The organism is Nitrospinaceae bacterium, assembly GCA_018669005.1.
In the GTDB taxonomy this organism is placed as follows: Bacteria; UBA8248; UBA8248; order UBA8248; family UBA8248; genus UBA8248.
In genome coordinates this window covers 86,670-103,003 of the sequence record JABJAL010000022.1, presented here as the reverse complement: position 1 = coordinate 103,003, position 16,334 = coordinate 86,670, and the positions used below count along the sequence as shown (strand labels likewise).

General features: G+C 54.4%; 12 protein-coding genes and 1 tRNA gene. 4 read left to right on the top strand and 9 right to left on the bottom strand.

Annotation, left to right across the window (positions count from 1 at the left end; translation table 11 throughout):
* The 4 genes from HOJ95_03525 to HOJ95_03510 all read left to right on the top strand — a co-directional run.
* The coding region (locus HOJ95_03525) for a GDP-mannose 4,6 dehydratase (protein MBT6393752.1) at positions 1-189 on the top strand (189 nt) is incomplete at its 5' end.
* Between the two features lie 380 nt (positions 190-569).
* A complete protein-coding gene (locus tag HOJ95_03520) occupies positions 570-4,214 on the top strand; it encodes a vitamin B12-dependent ribonucleotide reductase (protein ID MBT6393751.1) in 3,645 nt (1,214 codons plus the stop codon).
* Between the two features lie 379 nt (positions 4,215-4,593).
* Positions 4,594-4,669, top strand: a tRNA-Ala gene (locus tag HOJ95_03515).
* 79 nt (positions 4,670-4,748) lie between these two features.
* Positions 4,749-5,624, top strand: a complete 876-nt coding sequence (locus HOJ95_03510; GenBank protein MBT6393750.1) for a 2-dehydropantoate 2-reductase — start codon at positions 4,749-4,751, stop codon at positions 5,622-5,624.
* A 387-nt stretch (positions 5,625-6,011) separates the two neighbouring features.
* On the opposite strand, the gene HOJ95_03505 is transcribed toward HOJ95_03510, so the two are convergent.
* From HOJ95_03505 to HOJ95_03465, 9 genes are all read right to left on the bottom strand, one after another.
* A complete protein-coding gene (locus HOJ95_03505) occupies positions 6,012-6,206 on the bottom strand; it encodes a hypothetical protein (protein ID MBT6393749.1) in 195 nt (64 codons plus the stop codon).
* A 242-nt stretch (positions 6,207-6,448) separates the two neighbouring features.
* Positions 6,449-6,805 (bottom strand): cupin domain-containing protein, encoded by a 357-nt coding sequence (locus HOJ95_03500; protein ID MBT6393748.1) that lies wholly within the window; start codon positions 6,803-6,805, stop codon positions 6,449-6,451.
* 67 nt (positions 6,806-6,872) lie between these two features.
* Complete coding sequence (locus HOJ95_03495) at positions 6,873-7,055, bottom strand: hypothetical protein (protein ID MBT6393747.1); 183 nt, start codon at positions 7,053-7,055, stop codon at positions 6,873-6,875.
* A gap of 144 nt (positions 7,056-7,199) precedes the next feature.
* The gene (locus HOJ95_03490; GenBank protein ID MBT6393746.1) at positions 7,200-7,535 is read right to left on the bottom strand and encodes a hypothetical protein; all 336 of its coding nucleotides are present in this window, start codon (positions 7,533-7,535) and stop codon (positions 7,200-7,202) included.
* Between the two features lie 47 nt (positions 7,536-7,582).
* The gene (locus HOJ95_03485) at positions 7,583-9,850 is read right to left on the bottom strand and encodes a xanthine dehydrogenase family protein (GenBank protein MBT6393745.1); all 2,268 of its coding nucleotides are present in this window, start codon (positions 9,848-9,850) and stop codon (positions 7,583-7,585) included.
* Positions 9,851-9,890: 40 nt separating this feature from the next.
* Positions 9,891-10,298 (bottom strand): NADPH-dependent 7-cyano-7-deazaguanine reductase QueF, encoded by a 408-nt coding sequence (gene queF, locus HOJ95_03480; GenBank protein MBT6393744.1) that lies wholly within the window; start codon positions 10,296-10,298, stop codon positions 9,891-9,893.
* A gap of 21 nt (positions 10,299-10,319) precedes the next feature.
* Positions 10,320-11,420 (bottom strand): alcohol dehydrogenase catalytic domain-containing protein, encoded by a 1,101-nt coding sequence (locus HOJ95_03475; GenBank protein MBT6393743.1) that lies wholly within the window; start codon positions 11,418-11,420, stop codon positions 10,320-10,322.
* 181 nt (positions 11,421-11,601) lie between these two features.
* A complete protein-coding gene (locus tag HOJ95_03470; GenBank protein ID MBT6393742.1) occupies positions 11,602-14,784 on the bottom strand; it encodes an efflux RND transporter permease subunit in 3,183 nt (1,060 codons plus the stop codon).
* On the bottom strand, positions 14,781-16,124 hold the full coding sequence (locus HOJ95_03465) for an HlyD family efflux transporter periplasmic adaptor subunit (protein ID MBT6393741.1): 1,344 nt from the start codon (positions 16,122-16,124) through the stop codon (positions 14,781-14,783). The genes HOJ95_03470 and HOJ95_03465 overlap by 4 nt, the downstream gene beginning before the upstream one ends.
* Between the last annotated feature and the right edge of the window lie 210 nt (positions 16,125-16,334).

Sequence of the window (16,334 nt, the reverse complement as noted above, 5' to 3'; positions counted from 1 at the left end):
GACATGCTGATTGCCAGGGCGAACATCGAGATCGCCGTCAAAGAGGATCCGGCCCGGATGCGCCCCTCGGATGTGCAAATACTTCTCGGCGATGTGTCGAAATTCCAAAATGCCACGGGCTGGAAACCCGAAATACCCTTTGAGCAAACCCTGCAAGATATTCTGGATTACTGGCGAGAGCGTTTATGAAAGCCCTGACTATGGGTAGCGCCGGTTTTTCTATTGTATTATTTTTATAATATCCATTTCCCCCCTAATTTATCCGTGATTTTCCTCAAAAAACACATTTGTTGCCACAATATCTGGTGGATAAACTGTGTGCAAGAACACACTAAGTTGTGGATATACAAATATTTCCCTTGACAACCACTAAATGTAGTAGTAAATATATTAGTCATTAATAAGGAATGTATGTCATCGAAACCTGAACGGATACGATTCAGTTTTCGATGACATAGTTAGCAGTTAGCACTACATGATGTGTTCGGTGGTTGCGCTCACGCCAAAAGCGAATAAAATACGGAAATGAGCCACTTTAATGTTCTTCGATCGCCCGAAGGACTTATTTGATGAAATTTGATCGTCTTTTCACCAGTGCCGAGGCAGGAGCTAGCGAAGGCGTTAGCTACGTTCCTCGCACTTCCCGCATCATCAACCCTGACGGCACCATTGTTTTCGAAGCCAAAGACATCATGGTTCCCGAAAACTGGACCCAAGTCGCCGTCGATATCATTGCGCAAAAATACTTCCGAAAAGCGGGCGTTCCCGCCAAGCTAAAAAAAGTGCCGGAAGATGGTGTTCCCGTATGGCTCCAGCGCTCCGAGGCAGACACTGAGGCCCTCGCCTCCCTTGCCGAGGAAGATCGGTACGGCATGGAGTGCAATGCCCAGGACGTGTTTCATCGCATGGCCGGTTGCTGGGCTTACTGGGGCTGGAAACACAACTATTTCTCCGACGAGCAAAGCGCAAAAGTATTCTACGAAGAGCTAATCCATATGCTGGCCAGCCAGATGGCGGCGCCCAATTCGCCCCAATGGTTTAACACCGGTCTCAACTGGGCATATGGAATAGAGGGGCCCGCGCAGGGCCACCACTACTGCGACCCCGCCACGGGAGAAGTCTTGCGCTCCCAAAATGCCTACGAGCGGCCGCAACCACATGCCTGCTTCATCCAGTCCGTCAGCGACGACCTCGTAAACGAGGGCGGCATCATGGACCTGTGGATCAACGAGGCGCGCATCTTCAAGTTCGGCTCCGGCACAGGCTCAAACTTCTCGAACCTGCGGGGCGCAAACGAGCCGCTTTCGGGCGGCGGTAAAAGCTCGGGCCTGATGAGTTTTCTCAAAATCGGAGACCGGGCGGCGGGCGCCATCAAATCAGGCGGCACCACCCGCAGGGCAGCAAAGATGGTCATTCTCGATGCCGACCATCCCGACATCGAGGAATTCATCAACTGGAAGGTCCGAGAGGAGCAAAAGGTAGCCGCTCTCGTGGCGGGCAGCCGGATGTGCAACCGGCATATGAACGCCGTTATCTCGGCCTGCAACCCGGAGAATCATGCCGAATTAAACGGCGGCCTCTACCAACCCAAAAATAATGCAGAACTTCGCTCGGCGGTCCACATGGCCCGCATGTCAGGCGTCCCCGACAACTATATCCACCGGGCGCTCCAGCTCGCCAAGCAGGGCTACAAAGAAATTATTTTCGAGGAGCTCGACACCGACTGGGAAGGCGAGGGCTACGCCACCGTAGCGGGACAGAACTCAAACAATACCGTTCGCCTCAACGACAAATACATGAGAGCCCTTGAAGAGAACGGAACCTGGAACCTCACCCGCCGCACGGACGGCGTATCCGTGAAAGAGATGGCGGCAAAAGACCTCTGGGACCAAATCGGACACGCCGCCTGGTGCAGTGCAGACCCGGGCCTTCAGTTCGACACCACCATCAACGACTGGCACACCTGCCCGACCGATGGCCGAATCAACGCATCAAACCCATGCTCGGAATACATGTTCCTCGACAACACGGCTTGCAACCTCGCGTCGATGAATCTCATGCGCTTTCTCGATACCGAGACTGGTGCCTTCCAGGTTGATGAATACCGCCATGCCATTCGGCTCTGGACCGTGGTTCTTGAAATCTCCGTACTCATGGCCCAGTTCCCAAGCAAGGACATCGCCAAAAGATCCTACCTCTACCGCACCCTCGGGCTGGGCTATGCAAACCTGGGCACACTCCTCATGGTCCTGGGCATCCCCTATGACTCACCTCAGGCTGAGGCCTGGTGCGGGTCGCTCACCTCGATCATGACGGGCTGCTCCTACACGACAAGCGCAGAAATTGCCTCCGAGGTCGGGCCCTTCCCTCGCTACGAGGCGAACAGCGAGGATATGCTCCGAGTCGTGAGGAACCATCGCCGCGCCTCCTACGCTGCGCCCCCTGCGGAATACGAAAACATCTCTAAAGCGCCCGCAGGTATCGACCCGAGCCATTGCCCCCCCTACCTTCTTTCGGCGGCACGGCAGGCATGGGACAACGCCCTGGAGATGGGCAAACTACACGGCTTTCGTAATGCCCAGGCCACCGTCATCGCCCCGACCGGCACCATCGGCCTCGTGATGGACTGCGACACCACCGGCATCGAGCCAGATTTTGCCCTCGTCAAATTCAAAAAACTTGCCGGCGGCGGCTTTTTCAAAATCATCAATCAATCCGTTCCAGTGGCGCTCAGACGCCTTGGCTACGATGAAGAGGAAGTCAAGGAGATCATCGCCTACTGCCGGGGCCGCGGGAGCCTTACAAACGCTCCTCACATCAACCCGGAGTCGCTCGCGGAAAAAGGTTTTACCGAAAAAGCCCTCGAAACTGTCGAGGCCGCGATCGAAAGCGCATTCGAGCTTCAATTCGCCTTCAGCAAATACACGCTCGGCGAGGATTTTTGCCGCGAGAAGCTAGGGCTCAGCGATGAGCAGCTTTCCGACTGGAGCCTGAATATCCTTGAGGCCATCGGATTTACGCATGAAGAGATACGCGAGGCGAATGATTACGTTTGCGGCTTGATGATGCTTGAGGGTGCCCCGCATTTAAAAGAAGAGCATTTTGATATCTTTGATTGCGCGAACAAATGTGGGCGCGAGGGCAAGCGCTACATCAGCCCCATGGCCCATGTGAGAATGATGGCCAGCGCACAGCCCTTTATTTCGGGCTCGATAAGCAAGACCATCAACCTTCCGAACGAGGCGACCATCGAAGACATACAGGAACTCTACCTCGAATCCTGGAGGCGGATGACCAAAGCCATTGCCCTCTACCGCGATGGCTCAAAACTCAGCCAGCCGCTGTCATCACAGATTGAGGGAGGTCTGTTCGACGACCTCGATGACAAAGGCACCACCGAGAGCGCTCCCGTCCGCGTGGCCCAGCAGATTGTCCGGCGCTACATGTATCAGACCAAGCGCCGAAAGCTACCCACCCGGCGGGCTGGGTATACGCAAAAAGCCGTTGTCGGCGGCCACAAAGTCTACCTTCGAACGGGCGAGTACGAAGACGGAAACATTGGCGAGATATTCATCGACATGCACAAGGAAGGTGCTGCTTTCCGAAGCCTGATGAACTGCTTCGCGATTTCAATATCGCTTGGGCTGCAGCATGGCGTGCCCCTTGATGAATTTGTGGATGCCTTCGTGTTCACCCGGTTCGAGCCGGGCGGAATCGTCGAGGGCAACCAGCACATCAAGATGAGCACATCAATCATCGACTATATCTTCCGTGAGCTAGCTCTGAGCTACCTTGGACGGGACGATCTGGTTCAAGTCAAGCCCGAGGATTTGCGGGGCGACACGATAGGTCGACCGTCGGACGAAATTCCTGAGTTCGATGCCGAATCAGAGGAAGTGATCGACACGATTTCCGAGGGCACGGGCGCTGATGTACCCAGGAGCGAGCACCTGCACCTGGGAAATCTCGGAGGAAACGGCTCTACATCAGCCGAGGTGGAGGAAACTGCGGCCCCTGCAGTCGCAGATGACAACATTCGGACTGATACAAGCGTAAGGGCTGGAACAATGAATACTGCGGCCCAGGCGCAGGACGAGGCCAAGGCCAAGGGCTACGAGGGCGAGGCTTGCACCGATTGTGGGCACTTCACCCTCGTACGAAACGGCACTTGCCTTAAATGTATGACTTGCGGCTCCACGAGCGGATGCTCTTAAAAGCCGTATGACCTGATAATTTTTTCCCGTCACAGGGGAGAACGGGCGGACTCTGTGACGGGATGAGGACCGGTAAGCAGGCCTCGGAGGTTTTCTTACCGGTCCTCCCTGAATATGAATTTCCTGACGTGGGGCACACGGGCGGACTCTGCGTCAGGATGAGGGCCGGAAGGCGGCCTCGGAGGTTTGTCTTCCGGCCCTCGCTTAAATTGGTTGTAACCCTGTCGCAGGGGGAACGGGCGGACTCTGCGACGGGACGAGGGCTGGTGAGTGGCCTAGGTGGCTTACTCATCAGCCCTCACTTTTTTTGCGGCCTAGCCAAGGAATGCTATCGCTTGACACTGGCCAGAGGTTGCCCTAATTTCGTGGGTCATTTCGTGGGGGTGTAGCTCAGCTGGGAGAGCGCGTGGTTCGCAATCACGAGGTCAGGGGTTCGAGCCCCCTCACCTCCACCATTGAAAATCAACGGGTTACGTCCCATAGGCCGTAACCCGTTTTTTCCTTAATTCCGTTCAATCAAAGGAAATTGGAAAAATGAGCCGAATTGCGGTGCTAGGTGTCGGGGCGATAGGGAGCATTTACGGTGCGAGACTCTGTGCACAACAAAGGCACGAGGTCGATCTGTGCGTCAGGCAGACGTTCGAGAAGTTTCGAATCGAGACACCCTCGGGGGTTATCGAGGCGCCTGCCCATTGCCTGACGACGCCAGAGGAGGCGAAACCCGTCGAATGGGTTTTGCTCGCCGTGAAGTGCCATCAAATAAAAGATGTCGAGCCTTGGCTCCGGGCACTCGTGGGCCCGGGCACCATCATCGCCGTGCTAGAAAATGGGGTGGAGCATGTCGTTAATGTAGCGCCCTATGCCCATGGCGCAGAGATCCTGCCTGCTGTGGTCCAATGCCCCGCCGATAGGTTGGCACCAGGCCATGTTGTTCAAAATGCCATGTCCGGCCTCGCCGTTCCTGACAACGAGGCGGGCCGTGGCCTGGCCGAGATTTTCGAGGGAAGCGACATCGAGATGACACTCACCTCCGACATTACAACTGCGCTGTGGCGCAAGCTATGCGGCAACATTGCCAGAGGCCCTGCCACCGCTCTGACCAACCGGGGCCGGGGGGTCGTGATAGACCCAGGGGTGGCAGAGGTTTGCGAGACTTTGGTGCGCGAGTGTGTCGCGGTAGGCCGGGCGGAAGGGGCCGACCTGCCGGAAAGTTTCGTTGAAAAAGTCGTTTCCACCCAATCCGGTATCGAGATGGACGCAACCACCTCAATGCTCGTCGATGTTCGCGCGGGATTACCCCTTGAGGCAGACGGAATGACAGGGGCTATCATAAGAGCCGGCGAGCGCCACGGCATTGAAACCCCTCTGACAAGAAGCATCCATGCCCTGCTTTCAGCTATCAACCAATAGGAAATTTGGGCGAGGGATTAGAATACAAGACAAATCCCAACAAAACGAACGAAAACAAATAGATACCACTCCCATCAAGCGGATAATTTCTTGCCGCCCTCCAATCGAGATTTTTTTCGTTTGAATTTAGAAAATGTGAAATTGGTCACTTTTTGAAAATTCACGGAAACCGATAATAAATATAGGAGGGATCGCCGCTATTGGAAGGGAGCTGAACAATGGAATTCAAGCTTATGGTAGTAGCCGGACTTACGATTTTCTGTATCATGGCTTGGGTGAAGACCCAGTCTTCTAAAAAATCTGGCTAATGTGAATCACAAAGCAGAGCGCCCAATAAAAAAAGGCCCCCGCCGAAAAGCGAGGGCCTTTTTTTTAGATATTAGTAAATCAGGCGCACCTTGTCCCTTTGGAGGGCGCCGAGCCACCCTCGCCGTCACACATTGCAAATTCCTGCTCCGTCAACAGATCCTTGGAGGAGGATGCCTCCGAGGCGGATGCCTGCAGCGATTCGGGCAGCAAATCTCCTTGCTCCAAATGAGATTCATCCACAGAAATAACATTGCGTCGGCGCTCTTCGCTCATGATTCTTTTCCTTTTTCGGGCGTAATGCCACAATTAGAATATCCCCCGAGCCCACCCGAGCAGGTGCACCCGGAAAGAAACAACTTCCGGGAAGATGCACTCTCCACGAATATAATGCAACTTTTTTTTAAATGTTTTTGTTAAATAGTTGTTACGGAAGGGATAATGCGTATTGAATATTGAATGCTAAATTCGGGCGCTCCTACCGCCCGCCCGGCAGATCGAGATATTCGCCCCTGCTATTAACGATCGAGAACGAGTGTCGCCCGGACAGGTATCATGCAGACGAACTCCATCGTCTCATCGGAGTCGTTATGGAAGGTGTGCTCCTCGTTCGGACCGATGAAAATCGCTGCGCCAGGCGAAAATTCTCGGGTACCATCCTCCTCGGTGACAACCCGACCGCTTCCCTTGAGGACAAAAACCTGATGTTCCCACGGGTGCGAATGATGCGGCGTCTGCCCCCCCGACTCAATTTCGATGACGCGCATAGCCATGTCCGTCATGCCGTCGCGGTCGCTGAGGAGCCACCGAATACCCGCTCCCTTGGCAGCTTCCTCTGTTTTGAGCTCAACATCTTTGTAGTTTTTCACCTTCATCGGATTGCTCTCCTCGTTTACCCGTTTTTCGGGGCGCCCCCATTATCCCAGCAAAATCGAAAAAACCCTACAAATCCTCATCCTGAAATGCGATTCTACCTCCAGGGGGCTCGACAACCAGATGCAACGCCTCGGCCAGGCGGCCCGAGAGATGCCACATGCCACAGATAAATGTCAGTTCAACAATCTGGCGCCGCGAGAAATATTTCTCCATTTCCTCGAACGCCGTTTTGTTTTGTTTCGCTGTCATGATGGAGACTTCATCCGACCAGCGGATAGCAGCTTTTTCCTTATCGCTGAATAAATCGCTTTCCTTCCACCCATCGCCATCGAGTAGTTCAATCTGCTCTATCGTGAGGCCCAGAGCTCGACCGAGCTCTGAATTGTGGCCGTATCAGTTATTACACTGCGTCAAAAGCGACGCCTTGACGATGACCAACTGCATGTGGCGAATATACTCCGGATCGCTCTTGAGACGGTCGATACGTAGCTTTTGATCCAACATCATCCATGCCTCGGCTGTCGGTGGGGAATTCGATAGAAGTTGAATAAAGCGCGGAACAGTCCCCCACATTTTGGTTGCCCAGTCGTGTACCTCCTGAACCTCTTGGCGGTCCTCCTCAGGAACATTTTCCGGTGTGGCAAATGGCACTCTGGGCTCGGGATGCGCCATCATCTCATCAGTGACACCCATTCCCTCTGTCAGCCCCGACGTCTTATCGACCGGCATAGTTATCCTCTCCTCATCCGAAAATCTCGCATTTTAAAAGAAATGTATCATGCGCTAACTGTAGCGAGACCATTTTTCGCCATCGCCTCCCGGACATGGTGCGGCCCGACGGGGATAGAGAACAAAGGCGTTCCCACCGCATCGTTGATTGCATTAACAATAGCCGCTGCCGTCGCACAAATAGGCGGCTCGCCCACCCCTCGCATACCGTAAGGTGTTCCATCGGCAGGGTTATCAACCAAAATTGCCTTCAATTCGGGCATATCTAGGCTCGTAGGCAACAGATACTCATGAAAAGTGTCACCCAGAATTTTCCCGTTATCGGCATTGGGCAACTCTTCCATTAGAGCAAGACCGAGGCCTTGAATCATAGCACCTTCGATCTGGCCAGCCACCGAGGTTGGGTTGATGGCGAATCCTACATCTTGTGCACAATAAAGCTTTAGAACGCGTACCTCCCCAAGCTCAGGATGAACCGCAACTTCGGCCACCTGAGCGGTGTGGATCGGACACGGAGGCGGCTTGGCCGTCTCTCCCGAGCCGATGACGTAGCCCTGAACTCCCGGCGCGGCGGCGGCCACCTCGGCGAGGGTAAGAGAGCGCTCAGGAGCAGATGCAACTGAAACCTTCCCGTCCACGAGCACCAGGTCAGCAGGATCGGCCTCAAGTTTTGAGCTCGCCACCGAAAAAATCTTCTCCCTGATATCCTCGGCAGCGCTCAAGATGGCCTGCCCCACCGAGCGTGTAGCTTTACTTCCCGAGGCGGCAGTGGACTGCGGCGCCGAATCGGTGTCACCCGTGCTGTAGCGCACCTCGTCAAGGCTAATGCCGAACTCCTCGGCAGTCAGCTGGCAGAGCGCCGTGCTCATGCCGGTGAGGTTCACCGTTCCTGCCACAATTTGAATCGAACCGTCGTCATTTAACCGCAGAGAACAACTCGCCGACTCACCTGGACCAGCCCAATAGCCGCAAGCAATTCCACGCCCAACCTGCCACCCCTCGGCCTCCAGGCTCTCGGCACCAGATATTTCGGTATTCCACCCACTCTCCTCGACAACCCGGTCAATGACAGCCCGCATCGAGGGCTTCCTCTCCGTCCCGGCAAATGTGGTGTCGCCAGGGCGCAGTTCGTTCAGGTGCCTGAGCTTAAGCGGATCAATCCCCATCTCGCGGGCGATAATATCCATCTGCACTTCGGTGGCGAAGTGATACTGAGGGCCGCTCGGCGCCCGCACAGGGCCCGACAAGGGGGCATTCGTGTAGACAGTACAGGCCCGCACCCGAACGTTGGGTATGCGATAGCTGCAGGATGCCATTACCATTTTACTTTGGCACTGAAAAGGCGCACCCCGTCCATAGGCGCCGTGGTCCATCGTCACATCCACCTCTCGGGCGACGATGGTGCCGTCGTTTTTCACACCCGTTCGAATGTTGAAAAAATGGGGGTGACGTGGCGGAATCGAGTGGTGATCTTCCTCGCGCGTCATTTCCATGCGAACCGACTCACCTGTCCTCAGAGCAAGCAACGCGGCAATATGCTCAATTGTGGACTGGAGCTTGGCCCCAAAGCCACCACCGATCTCGGTGGGAATCACCCTAATTTTGTTTCCGGGCATGCCAAGGGCATCAGCTATGCCAGAGCGTATCGACCAAGCGTCCTGGGTAGTTGCCCATACCGTCACCTTCCCATCGGCTCCAGCTTCTGCCATGCACGCGTGGGGCTCGATATAGGCCGCATGTGTGCGCGGGGTGGAGAATGTGTGTTCAAAAATCCGGTCAGCCTCGGCAAATCCACCATCCGGATCGCCCATTTCCTTTTCAAAACGGGCAATTACGTTTTTATCGGCCCCGGGGCCGAGAGTGAGCTCTTTCCAATCTTCATGCACGGCAAGCGTTTTACCGTCGCGGCTATCGAGAATGTTCACAACGGGCTCAAGAACCTCGTATTTCACCTTAATCGCATCGCGGGCAGCTTCTGCGGCCTCAAGGGTTTCGGCAGCAACCACAGCGACCGCCTCGCCTACATGCCGGACGAATCCGTCTGAGGCGAACCAGCATTGATCCTTCACATTTCCCCCAAAGCGGTTCTTGGGGCCGTTCTCTCGGGTAATGACCACACGTACGCCAGGTACTTTCTCCGCCGCTTTGCTATCGACCGAGACAACTTTGGCGTAGGGATGCGGGCTCCTCAAAACGAGTCCGCAAAGACCTCGCAGAGGAGACGGCACATCGGCCGCAAACTGCGCCGAACCCGCCGCCTTGTCGGGTGCATCGATACGGGGCAAATCCTTACCGGCAACTTTATATTCTGACATTCGCTCCTCCGTTGGCATCTTTAAATAAAAAAATTCCGAATTATTCCGGCACCTCATCTGGGCGCTCGCCATGAGTGGCCCGAATCTTGGTCTTGATATTCCCTCGCACGTTGAAATCCCCTTCGATCCAGGCCCATTTCGGGGCACAGCAAGCTACGAGATCGTCCAGTATCTGGTTAACAACCCGCTCATGGAAAACCTCCTGATCACGATAGCGATTGATGTAAAGTTTAAGGGATTTGAGCTCTACAATACACTCGCCGGGCACATATCGAATTTGAATGGTCGCGAAATCGGGAAAATTGCTAATCGGGCAAAGACACGTGAATTCGGGGATCGTAAAATCGACCACATAGTCCCGCCCTGTTGAAGGGTTGGGAACCGCCTCCAATTTTGCCTCGGCAATTATTTTAGCACCGTATTTTTTTTTACCCGATTCGTCAGCCATGAATTTACTTGCCTATCCGTCTCACGCACCCGGCGTAAGGTTTACCAAGAGAGCACCATCCTGACGCGCCACAAAGATGTCGTGCGCCTCCTGATACTGCTTAAGAGGGAAGCGGTGCGTAATATAGGGGTCTATTCGTATCTGGCCACCCCGAATGAGGCCAATGACCTCATCACCACAATTCGGATTCGCCCGGACCCCGAAAATGTCCATTTCCTCAAGCACCACGCGCTTCCAAGCAATATCGGGGATTTCCTCGGGAATTCCCGTCAGCGCGACCCGCGAGCCCTTGCCCGCACAATCGATGGCCCACTGAAAACTCTCCTTCTGGCCCGCTGTCTCAAGAACCACGTTCCCCATCATCCCGTTTGTCATCTCTTTGATTTGCTCGACCACTTTACCCTCGCGGTAGCTAACCGTCTCGGCACCCTGCTCACCAATAATCTCAAGCCGCTTGCCACCGCCAACCACTATGATGCGGCCCGCACCCAGTGCCCGGGCAGATTCGTAGGCAAAAACCCCAATGGGCCCAGAGCCCAAAACAATTACGGTATCGCCCGCGTTAATCCCGGCCCGCTTAGCCGTCCAAAGACCGCAGGCTGCGGGATCGACCGCCGAGCCATACTCGAACGACATGTCCTTTGGCATCTTATGTAGCGCCCGGAGATTGTTGGTTACATACTCTGAGTAGGAGCCCTGGGAAACGTGCCCGTACTGACGATGCCCTGTAATCGTTTTCCCATAGTTGTAGCAAAGATTATAACGGCCAATATGGCACATTCTGCAGGTGCCACATCCCGCATGGCTTGTGCCGGCCACATGGTCTCCCATCTCGAAACCGAACCCCTCGGTGTGAGCGCCCATCGCCACGATTCGGCCCGCCCATTCATGCCCAAGAATGGCGGGAAGCTGCGGAGGCCAGCGGGGAATGTGTGTTCCCTTAATTATTTCTATGTCCGTGCCACATATGGTGGTGCACTCAACCTTGACGAGCACCTCGCCCACCAGTGGCTCGGGAACTGAAACCTGCTTAATCTCCAAGGTCTCAGGAGCGGTCATCACAACCGCCTCCATATTATCTTTTACCGCCTCACCATAACGAACCTCACCATTTTCCGGCATGAAACAAACTTCCTCCTGTCTTCATAAAAAGACTAAAAAAGCTGAAACGATCAGTATTTTGCCCATTACAAAGTCCAAACGCCCACCGGTCAAGCCGGGTCCGGATAAATCAGGTCAATTTGGCAGACGACCCTGACAGAAAAGCGATGTAATGGGAATCCATGGCCTGACCAAAATGCGGTTATATGTGGACTGAGCCTGACTCCGGGTGGTGTACGTCCGCCTCCTCACGGCTGGGCCAGGTCCCGGACCAGAGCCGGTGCCAGAGTCGCGCAACATCATTCCCAACAAGCGAGAAAACAGGAACAAGAATCAGCGTAATGGCCGTGGCAAACAGAAGCCCAAAACAGAGACTTACCGCCATCGGAATCAGGAACTGCGCCTGAAAACTCCTTTCTAATAGCATGGGGCCGAGTCCCGCCACAGTCGTCAGCGACGTCAGAACAATAGGTCGGATACGCGAGGAGCCCGCGCGCATCAAGGCATCTTCAATTTTAATCCCTTGCCCTACAAATCGGTTCACGAAATCGAGGAAAACCAGTGAGTCGTTAACCACCACCCCCGAGAGAGCGACAATTCCCATAAGGCTCATGATGGAAATATCAAAACCCATGATAACGTGGCCCCAGACAGCACCGACAAACCCGAAAGGTATCGCGCTCATCACAACAATGGGTTGAAAATAGCTCCTGAACAGCGTCGCAAGTATCAGGAAAATCACCGCTCCCGCGAACATGAACCCCCGCATCAGACTCCCGACCGATTTTCGTCTCTCCTCGGCCTGTCCCTCGAACCTCATACGAATTCCAGGCAGACGCTTAAGCAAATCCGGAAGAAAAGCTTTATTCAGGCTCGCAAGAATTTCAGCCGAGTTCGCCCGGGCATCATCAACCTCGGCGGTGACGGTTATTACGCGTCTCCTGTCGATGCGCTTTATCTCGGCAAGCCCCCGAGAGAAGCGAACATCGGCCACCTCATAAAATGGAATTTCCGCGCCCGAGGGCGTTCTGATTCGAGCACTCTCTACATTACCAAGCGTACGTCGCTCCTCGGGCGGATAGCGCACCTTCACCTTCACATCATCGCGCCCCCGCTGGATGCGCAGCGCCTCAAGCCCAAAAAAACGGGACCTTAACTGAAAGGCCAGGTCTCTAAGCGACACGCCCAGCACGCGCCCCCGGGAGGTAAGTTCCGCCCGCAGTTCAAGCTTGCCGGGCCTGAAGTCGTCCTCTATTTCGCGAACACCCGGATATTTCCTCAACTCATTTTTCAACTCCTCCGAGGCTCGGCGAAGATCTGGCGTGCTCGCCCCGGCGAAGCGGACTTCAATCGCCTTCCCGCCGGGGTGCACCTGCGTTCCGCCAAATGAGAGACTCAAAGCATCTGGAATCGCGCCCACTCGCTCGCGCCACTTCGATACGATGTCATCACTCGGTATCCCCCTGCGCTCGGAGGGAAGCAGTTCCACGAACACCTGGGCGACGTTTGTCCCCTCAGCCTCACTTACATTCGGTCGGGCAATCTGCTCTCCCATAATAGTGAATTCGTTCTTGACGATCGGCTCACCCGTTTTCGAGCGAAAATCAGCCTCGACCGCACGGATGGCTTTCTCAATTCTCTCGGCAGCACGAGTGGTTTGACCGATGGGGGTTCCCGCCGGAAAAACCAGTTTCGCCTGGATAAAATCCGAATCCATACTCGGAAAAAAGAGAAAGCGGATGTGGCCGCCTGCAGTTAGGCCAAGGGTCACGAAAAAGAGCAAGAGCGCCGACGCTATCACCAGGTAGCGGGCCTCAAGGCAAAATTTAAGGGCGGGCAAGTAGACCTTCTCGACCCACCACTCTACAAAACCGTCGATCCGGGCACGCATTCGCCCGGCGAGCGTTCCCTCCTTGGGCGGTCTCAGCCAGTGAGCCAGGTGGGTCGGTAATATGAACAGGGATTCGATCAGCGAGGCGATGAGCGCGGCGATAATGGCCACCGGCATGATGGCCATGAATTTACCCATCATTCCCTCCACCCAGAACAGCGGCATGAAGGCGACAATGGTGGTTGTCACCGTAGCCACGACTGGCCAAGCCACCTCGGCGGCGCCTTCAATCGCGGCCTTAAAAGATTCCTCGCCCCGCTGCATCCGAGAGTAGATATTCTCCGCGACGACAATCGCGTCATCCACAAGAATACCGAGCACCATAATGAAAGCGAACATTGTAATCATGTTCATCGAGCCGCCCGAAAAAGTCACAAAACCGAGCGCTGCCATCAAGGAAACTGGAATGCCTACTGCCACCCAGAACGATAGTCGTACACTCAAAAATAACCACAGTGACAAAAAGACCAGAACAAGGCCGATTCGTCCGTTCCGAAGTAGCAAATCAAGGCGATCTTCAATCAGGCGCGAGCCGTCCGCCCAGGGGGTGAGAAAAATTCCTTTGGGAAGGTTTTTTTGTTTTTCAGCTACGTAGGCCCTCACCTTTGAGGCAATTTTAAGCGAGTCCTCATCCTCTGTCTTGTTAATGACGATGAGAGAGGCTTTTTTGCCGTTGAAACGACCTGATTTGTCGGTATCCTCAAATCCATCCACCACATTGGCAATATCGCGCAACCGTAGAATACTGCCGTCCTTCCGGGCAAGGATTTCGAGGTTTTCAAATTCAACGCCCGTATATCTTTTCCCCAACGTACGAATACGAATTCGCTGATCGGTAGAGCGAATATCACCACCGGTCAAATCAAGCACATTTTCCCGAATAATGCCGGCCAGTTTTTCGAAAGTCAGCCCATGGCGGCGGAGCATGGCCTCGGACACCTCTATAGCGATCTCCCAGTTCTTGAGACCGTTGATCGCCACTTGCGAAATACCATCGATGGCTATGAGTTCGTCCTTGACCTCCTCGGCAATCCGCTTCAGAGCAATGTCCGACACATCACCGTAAAGCGCCACGTTGAGAACCTGATCGATTCGCTTAATCTCGGATATTACCGGCCTCTCAACGTCGTCCGGGAAGGTGTCGATGCGATCAACCGCGTTTTTAATCTCATCAAGTACAATTCGTGGATCATCAACCCATGATTCGAGTTCCGCGATAACCGCACAACTATGCTCGATGGCCGTTGAGGTAATCTTCTGTATGCCCTCGATACCGGTTATAGCCTCCTCGATCTTGATGCATGCGCCCTCCTCGACCTCCTCAGGACTGGCGCCCTCCCAGGCGACGCGCACCTGCACCCGGTCGAGAGAGAACGATGGAATCAATTCACTTTTTATTTGGAACAGGGAAATCACACCGAACAGAATGAGCACGGCCATCAACAGGTTGGCAAATACCCGGTGATTCGCCGTTGCGGCGATAACTCTTTTCACGGCGAATCTTTTCCGGCTCGGCTCGCCTGCCGCGGTCCCTCCTCAAGGGCTCTGAGCTTCATCCCTTGAACCGCCGCCGGAATAACCGATAGGATCAGGCTATCGCCCTCTTCCACACCGTTCTCGAACACAACCTCGCCATGACCTTTTCGAATAACCTTGACTGAGAGCATATCGAGCACACCGCCACGATAGAGATATATCTGGTCGCCCGGCCTGAGAGCCGAGCGCGGAATAACATAGACATCCTGTAAGGTAATGCCCACGATCCCCACCTTGACGAACATTCCCACTGTCAGGGGAGGATGCTTTCCCGGCTTCCAGCTTTTAAAGGGCTCTGGCACCTCGATAACCATAGTGACGGCCCGCGTAGCCTCATCGAGCCCCGCACCAACGAGCGTAACCCGCCCTTGCCACTCAAAAGTTTCGCCAAAGCGGCTCCAGGTTATCTTTGCGCTTGAGAAATACTGCTGCAACTCGTCCTGGGTCCGGGGAAACTGTTGACCCTCTATCCGCCGGAAAGCCCACCTCGCATCCTCGACGGGAAGCGAAACCGGCACCTCGAGCACAGAGGCGTCGTAAATCGTGCCAACCGTGTTTCCTTCCCTGATGTAGTCGCCGACCGCCAGATTCGAGTTACGAACACGAGCGTCGAAGGGAGCGATAATGCGGGTTCGAATTAAATTCAGCCGCGCCTCCTCGAGCCTTGCGCGTGTAACGTCGAGCGCCGCTTTTTTCTGAGCGAGATTCGGGGCCACCAACGAGATAAGATTATTGATGCGCTGGACCTCGCCCTCCTGCCGAAGGACGGCTTGAAGAGATATGTCCAGCTTGCCGGGCGATACGACCTTTTGTTTTCTGAGCCGTTGATTGCGTTTGAGTTCATTTTGAACGACATCGAGATAGCGCTGGGCAATGGCAAGGTCGGCCCTATAGTTATTCTCCTCCTGGAGAAGCTTTGAAATGTCGGCCGTTAGTTGTGCAATTTCTGCCTCGCGCTGCGCGACGGCAAGCTTGTAATCCACCGGATCAATTTTAAAAAGTGTGTCGCCCTTCTTGATAAAACCACCATCCCGGAAGCCATCCGAGCGCCGGATCACCCTTCCCGAAACCTCGGCCACGACTTTAATCTCATTACGAGGTCGAACCGAACCAAAGGCATTGATCAGAAATGTTTTCTTCTGTTTTTTGAGGCGAAGCGTTCGAACGAGGCGCCCTCTTTTAACAGGTTCCACCGTTACCGCCTCGCGCGGGTTGCGCACGAGAAAAACGGTCAAAGCAATCCCCAGGATGAGGACAACCGCAGCACTCACTAGAATTTTATTCTGACGTGACTTCATGACTCGGGAAAGTCTCCCAGATGGTTCATTTGGCGACCAATCCAACTTCCCAGATATCATAAGGCATTTTTCGCTACCCTGCCCGTCACCACCGCCAAAAGTGAATTGACACCCTCTAGTTAGACTGCGTAGGTTCCACTAAATTGCTTTTATTGATATCGAAAATATTCAATGAGCCAATAACCTTCTTATTGAGAATCTCATTTCTTA

Bases quoted from the DNA above. Each gene is read 5' to 3' on its own strand.
- HOJ95_03475 (MBT6393743.1), bottom strand. From the start codon at position 11,420: ATGCCGGAAAATGGTGAGGTTCGTTATGGTGAGGCGGTAAAAGATAAT.
- HOJ95_03465 (MBT6393741.1), bottom strand. From the start codon at position 16,124: ATGAAGTCACGTCAGAATAAAATTCTAGTGAGTGCTGCGGTTGTCCTC.
- HOJ95_03485 (MBT6393745.1), bottom strand. From the start codon at position 9,850: ATGTCAGAATATAAAGTTGCCGGTAAGGATTTGCCCCGTATCGATGCA.
- HOJ95_03495 (MBT6393747.1), bottom strand. From the start codon at position 7,055: ATGACAGCGAAACAAAACAAAACGGCGTTCGAGGAAATGGAGAAATAT.
- HOJ95_03490 (MBT6393746.1), bottom strand. From the start codon at position 7,535: ATGCCGGTCGATAAGACGTCGGGGCTGACAGAGGGAATGGGTGTCACT.
- queF (MBT6393744.1), bottom strand. From the start codon at position 10,298: ATGGCTGACGAATCGGGTAAAAAAAAATACGGTGCTAAAATAATTGCC.
- HOJ95_03505 (MBT6393749.1), bottom strand. From the start codon at position 6,206: ATGAGCGAAGAGCGCCGACGCAATGTTATTTCTGTGGATGAATCTCAT.
- HOJ95_03500 (MBT6393748.1), bottom strand. From the start codon at position 6,805: ATGAAGGTGAAAAACTACAAAGATGTTGAGCTCAAAACAGAGGAAGCT.
- HOJ95_03510 (MBT6393750.1), top strand. From the start codon at position 4,749: ATGAGCCGAATTGCGGTGCTAGGTGTCGGGGCGATAGGGAGCATTTAC.
- HOJ95_03520 (MBT6393751.1), top strand. From the start codon at position 570: ATGAAATTTGATCGTCTTTTCACCAGTGCCGAGGCAGGAGCTAGCGAA.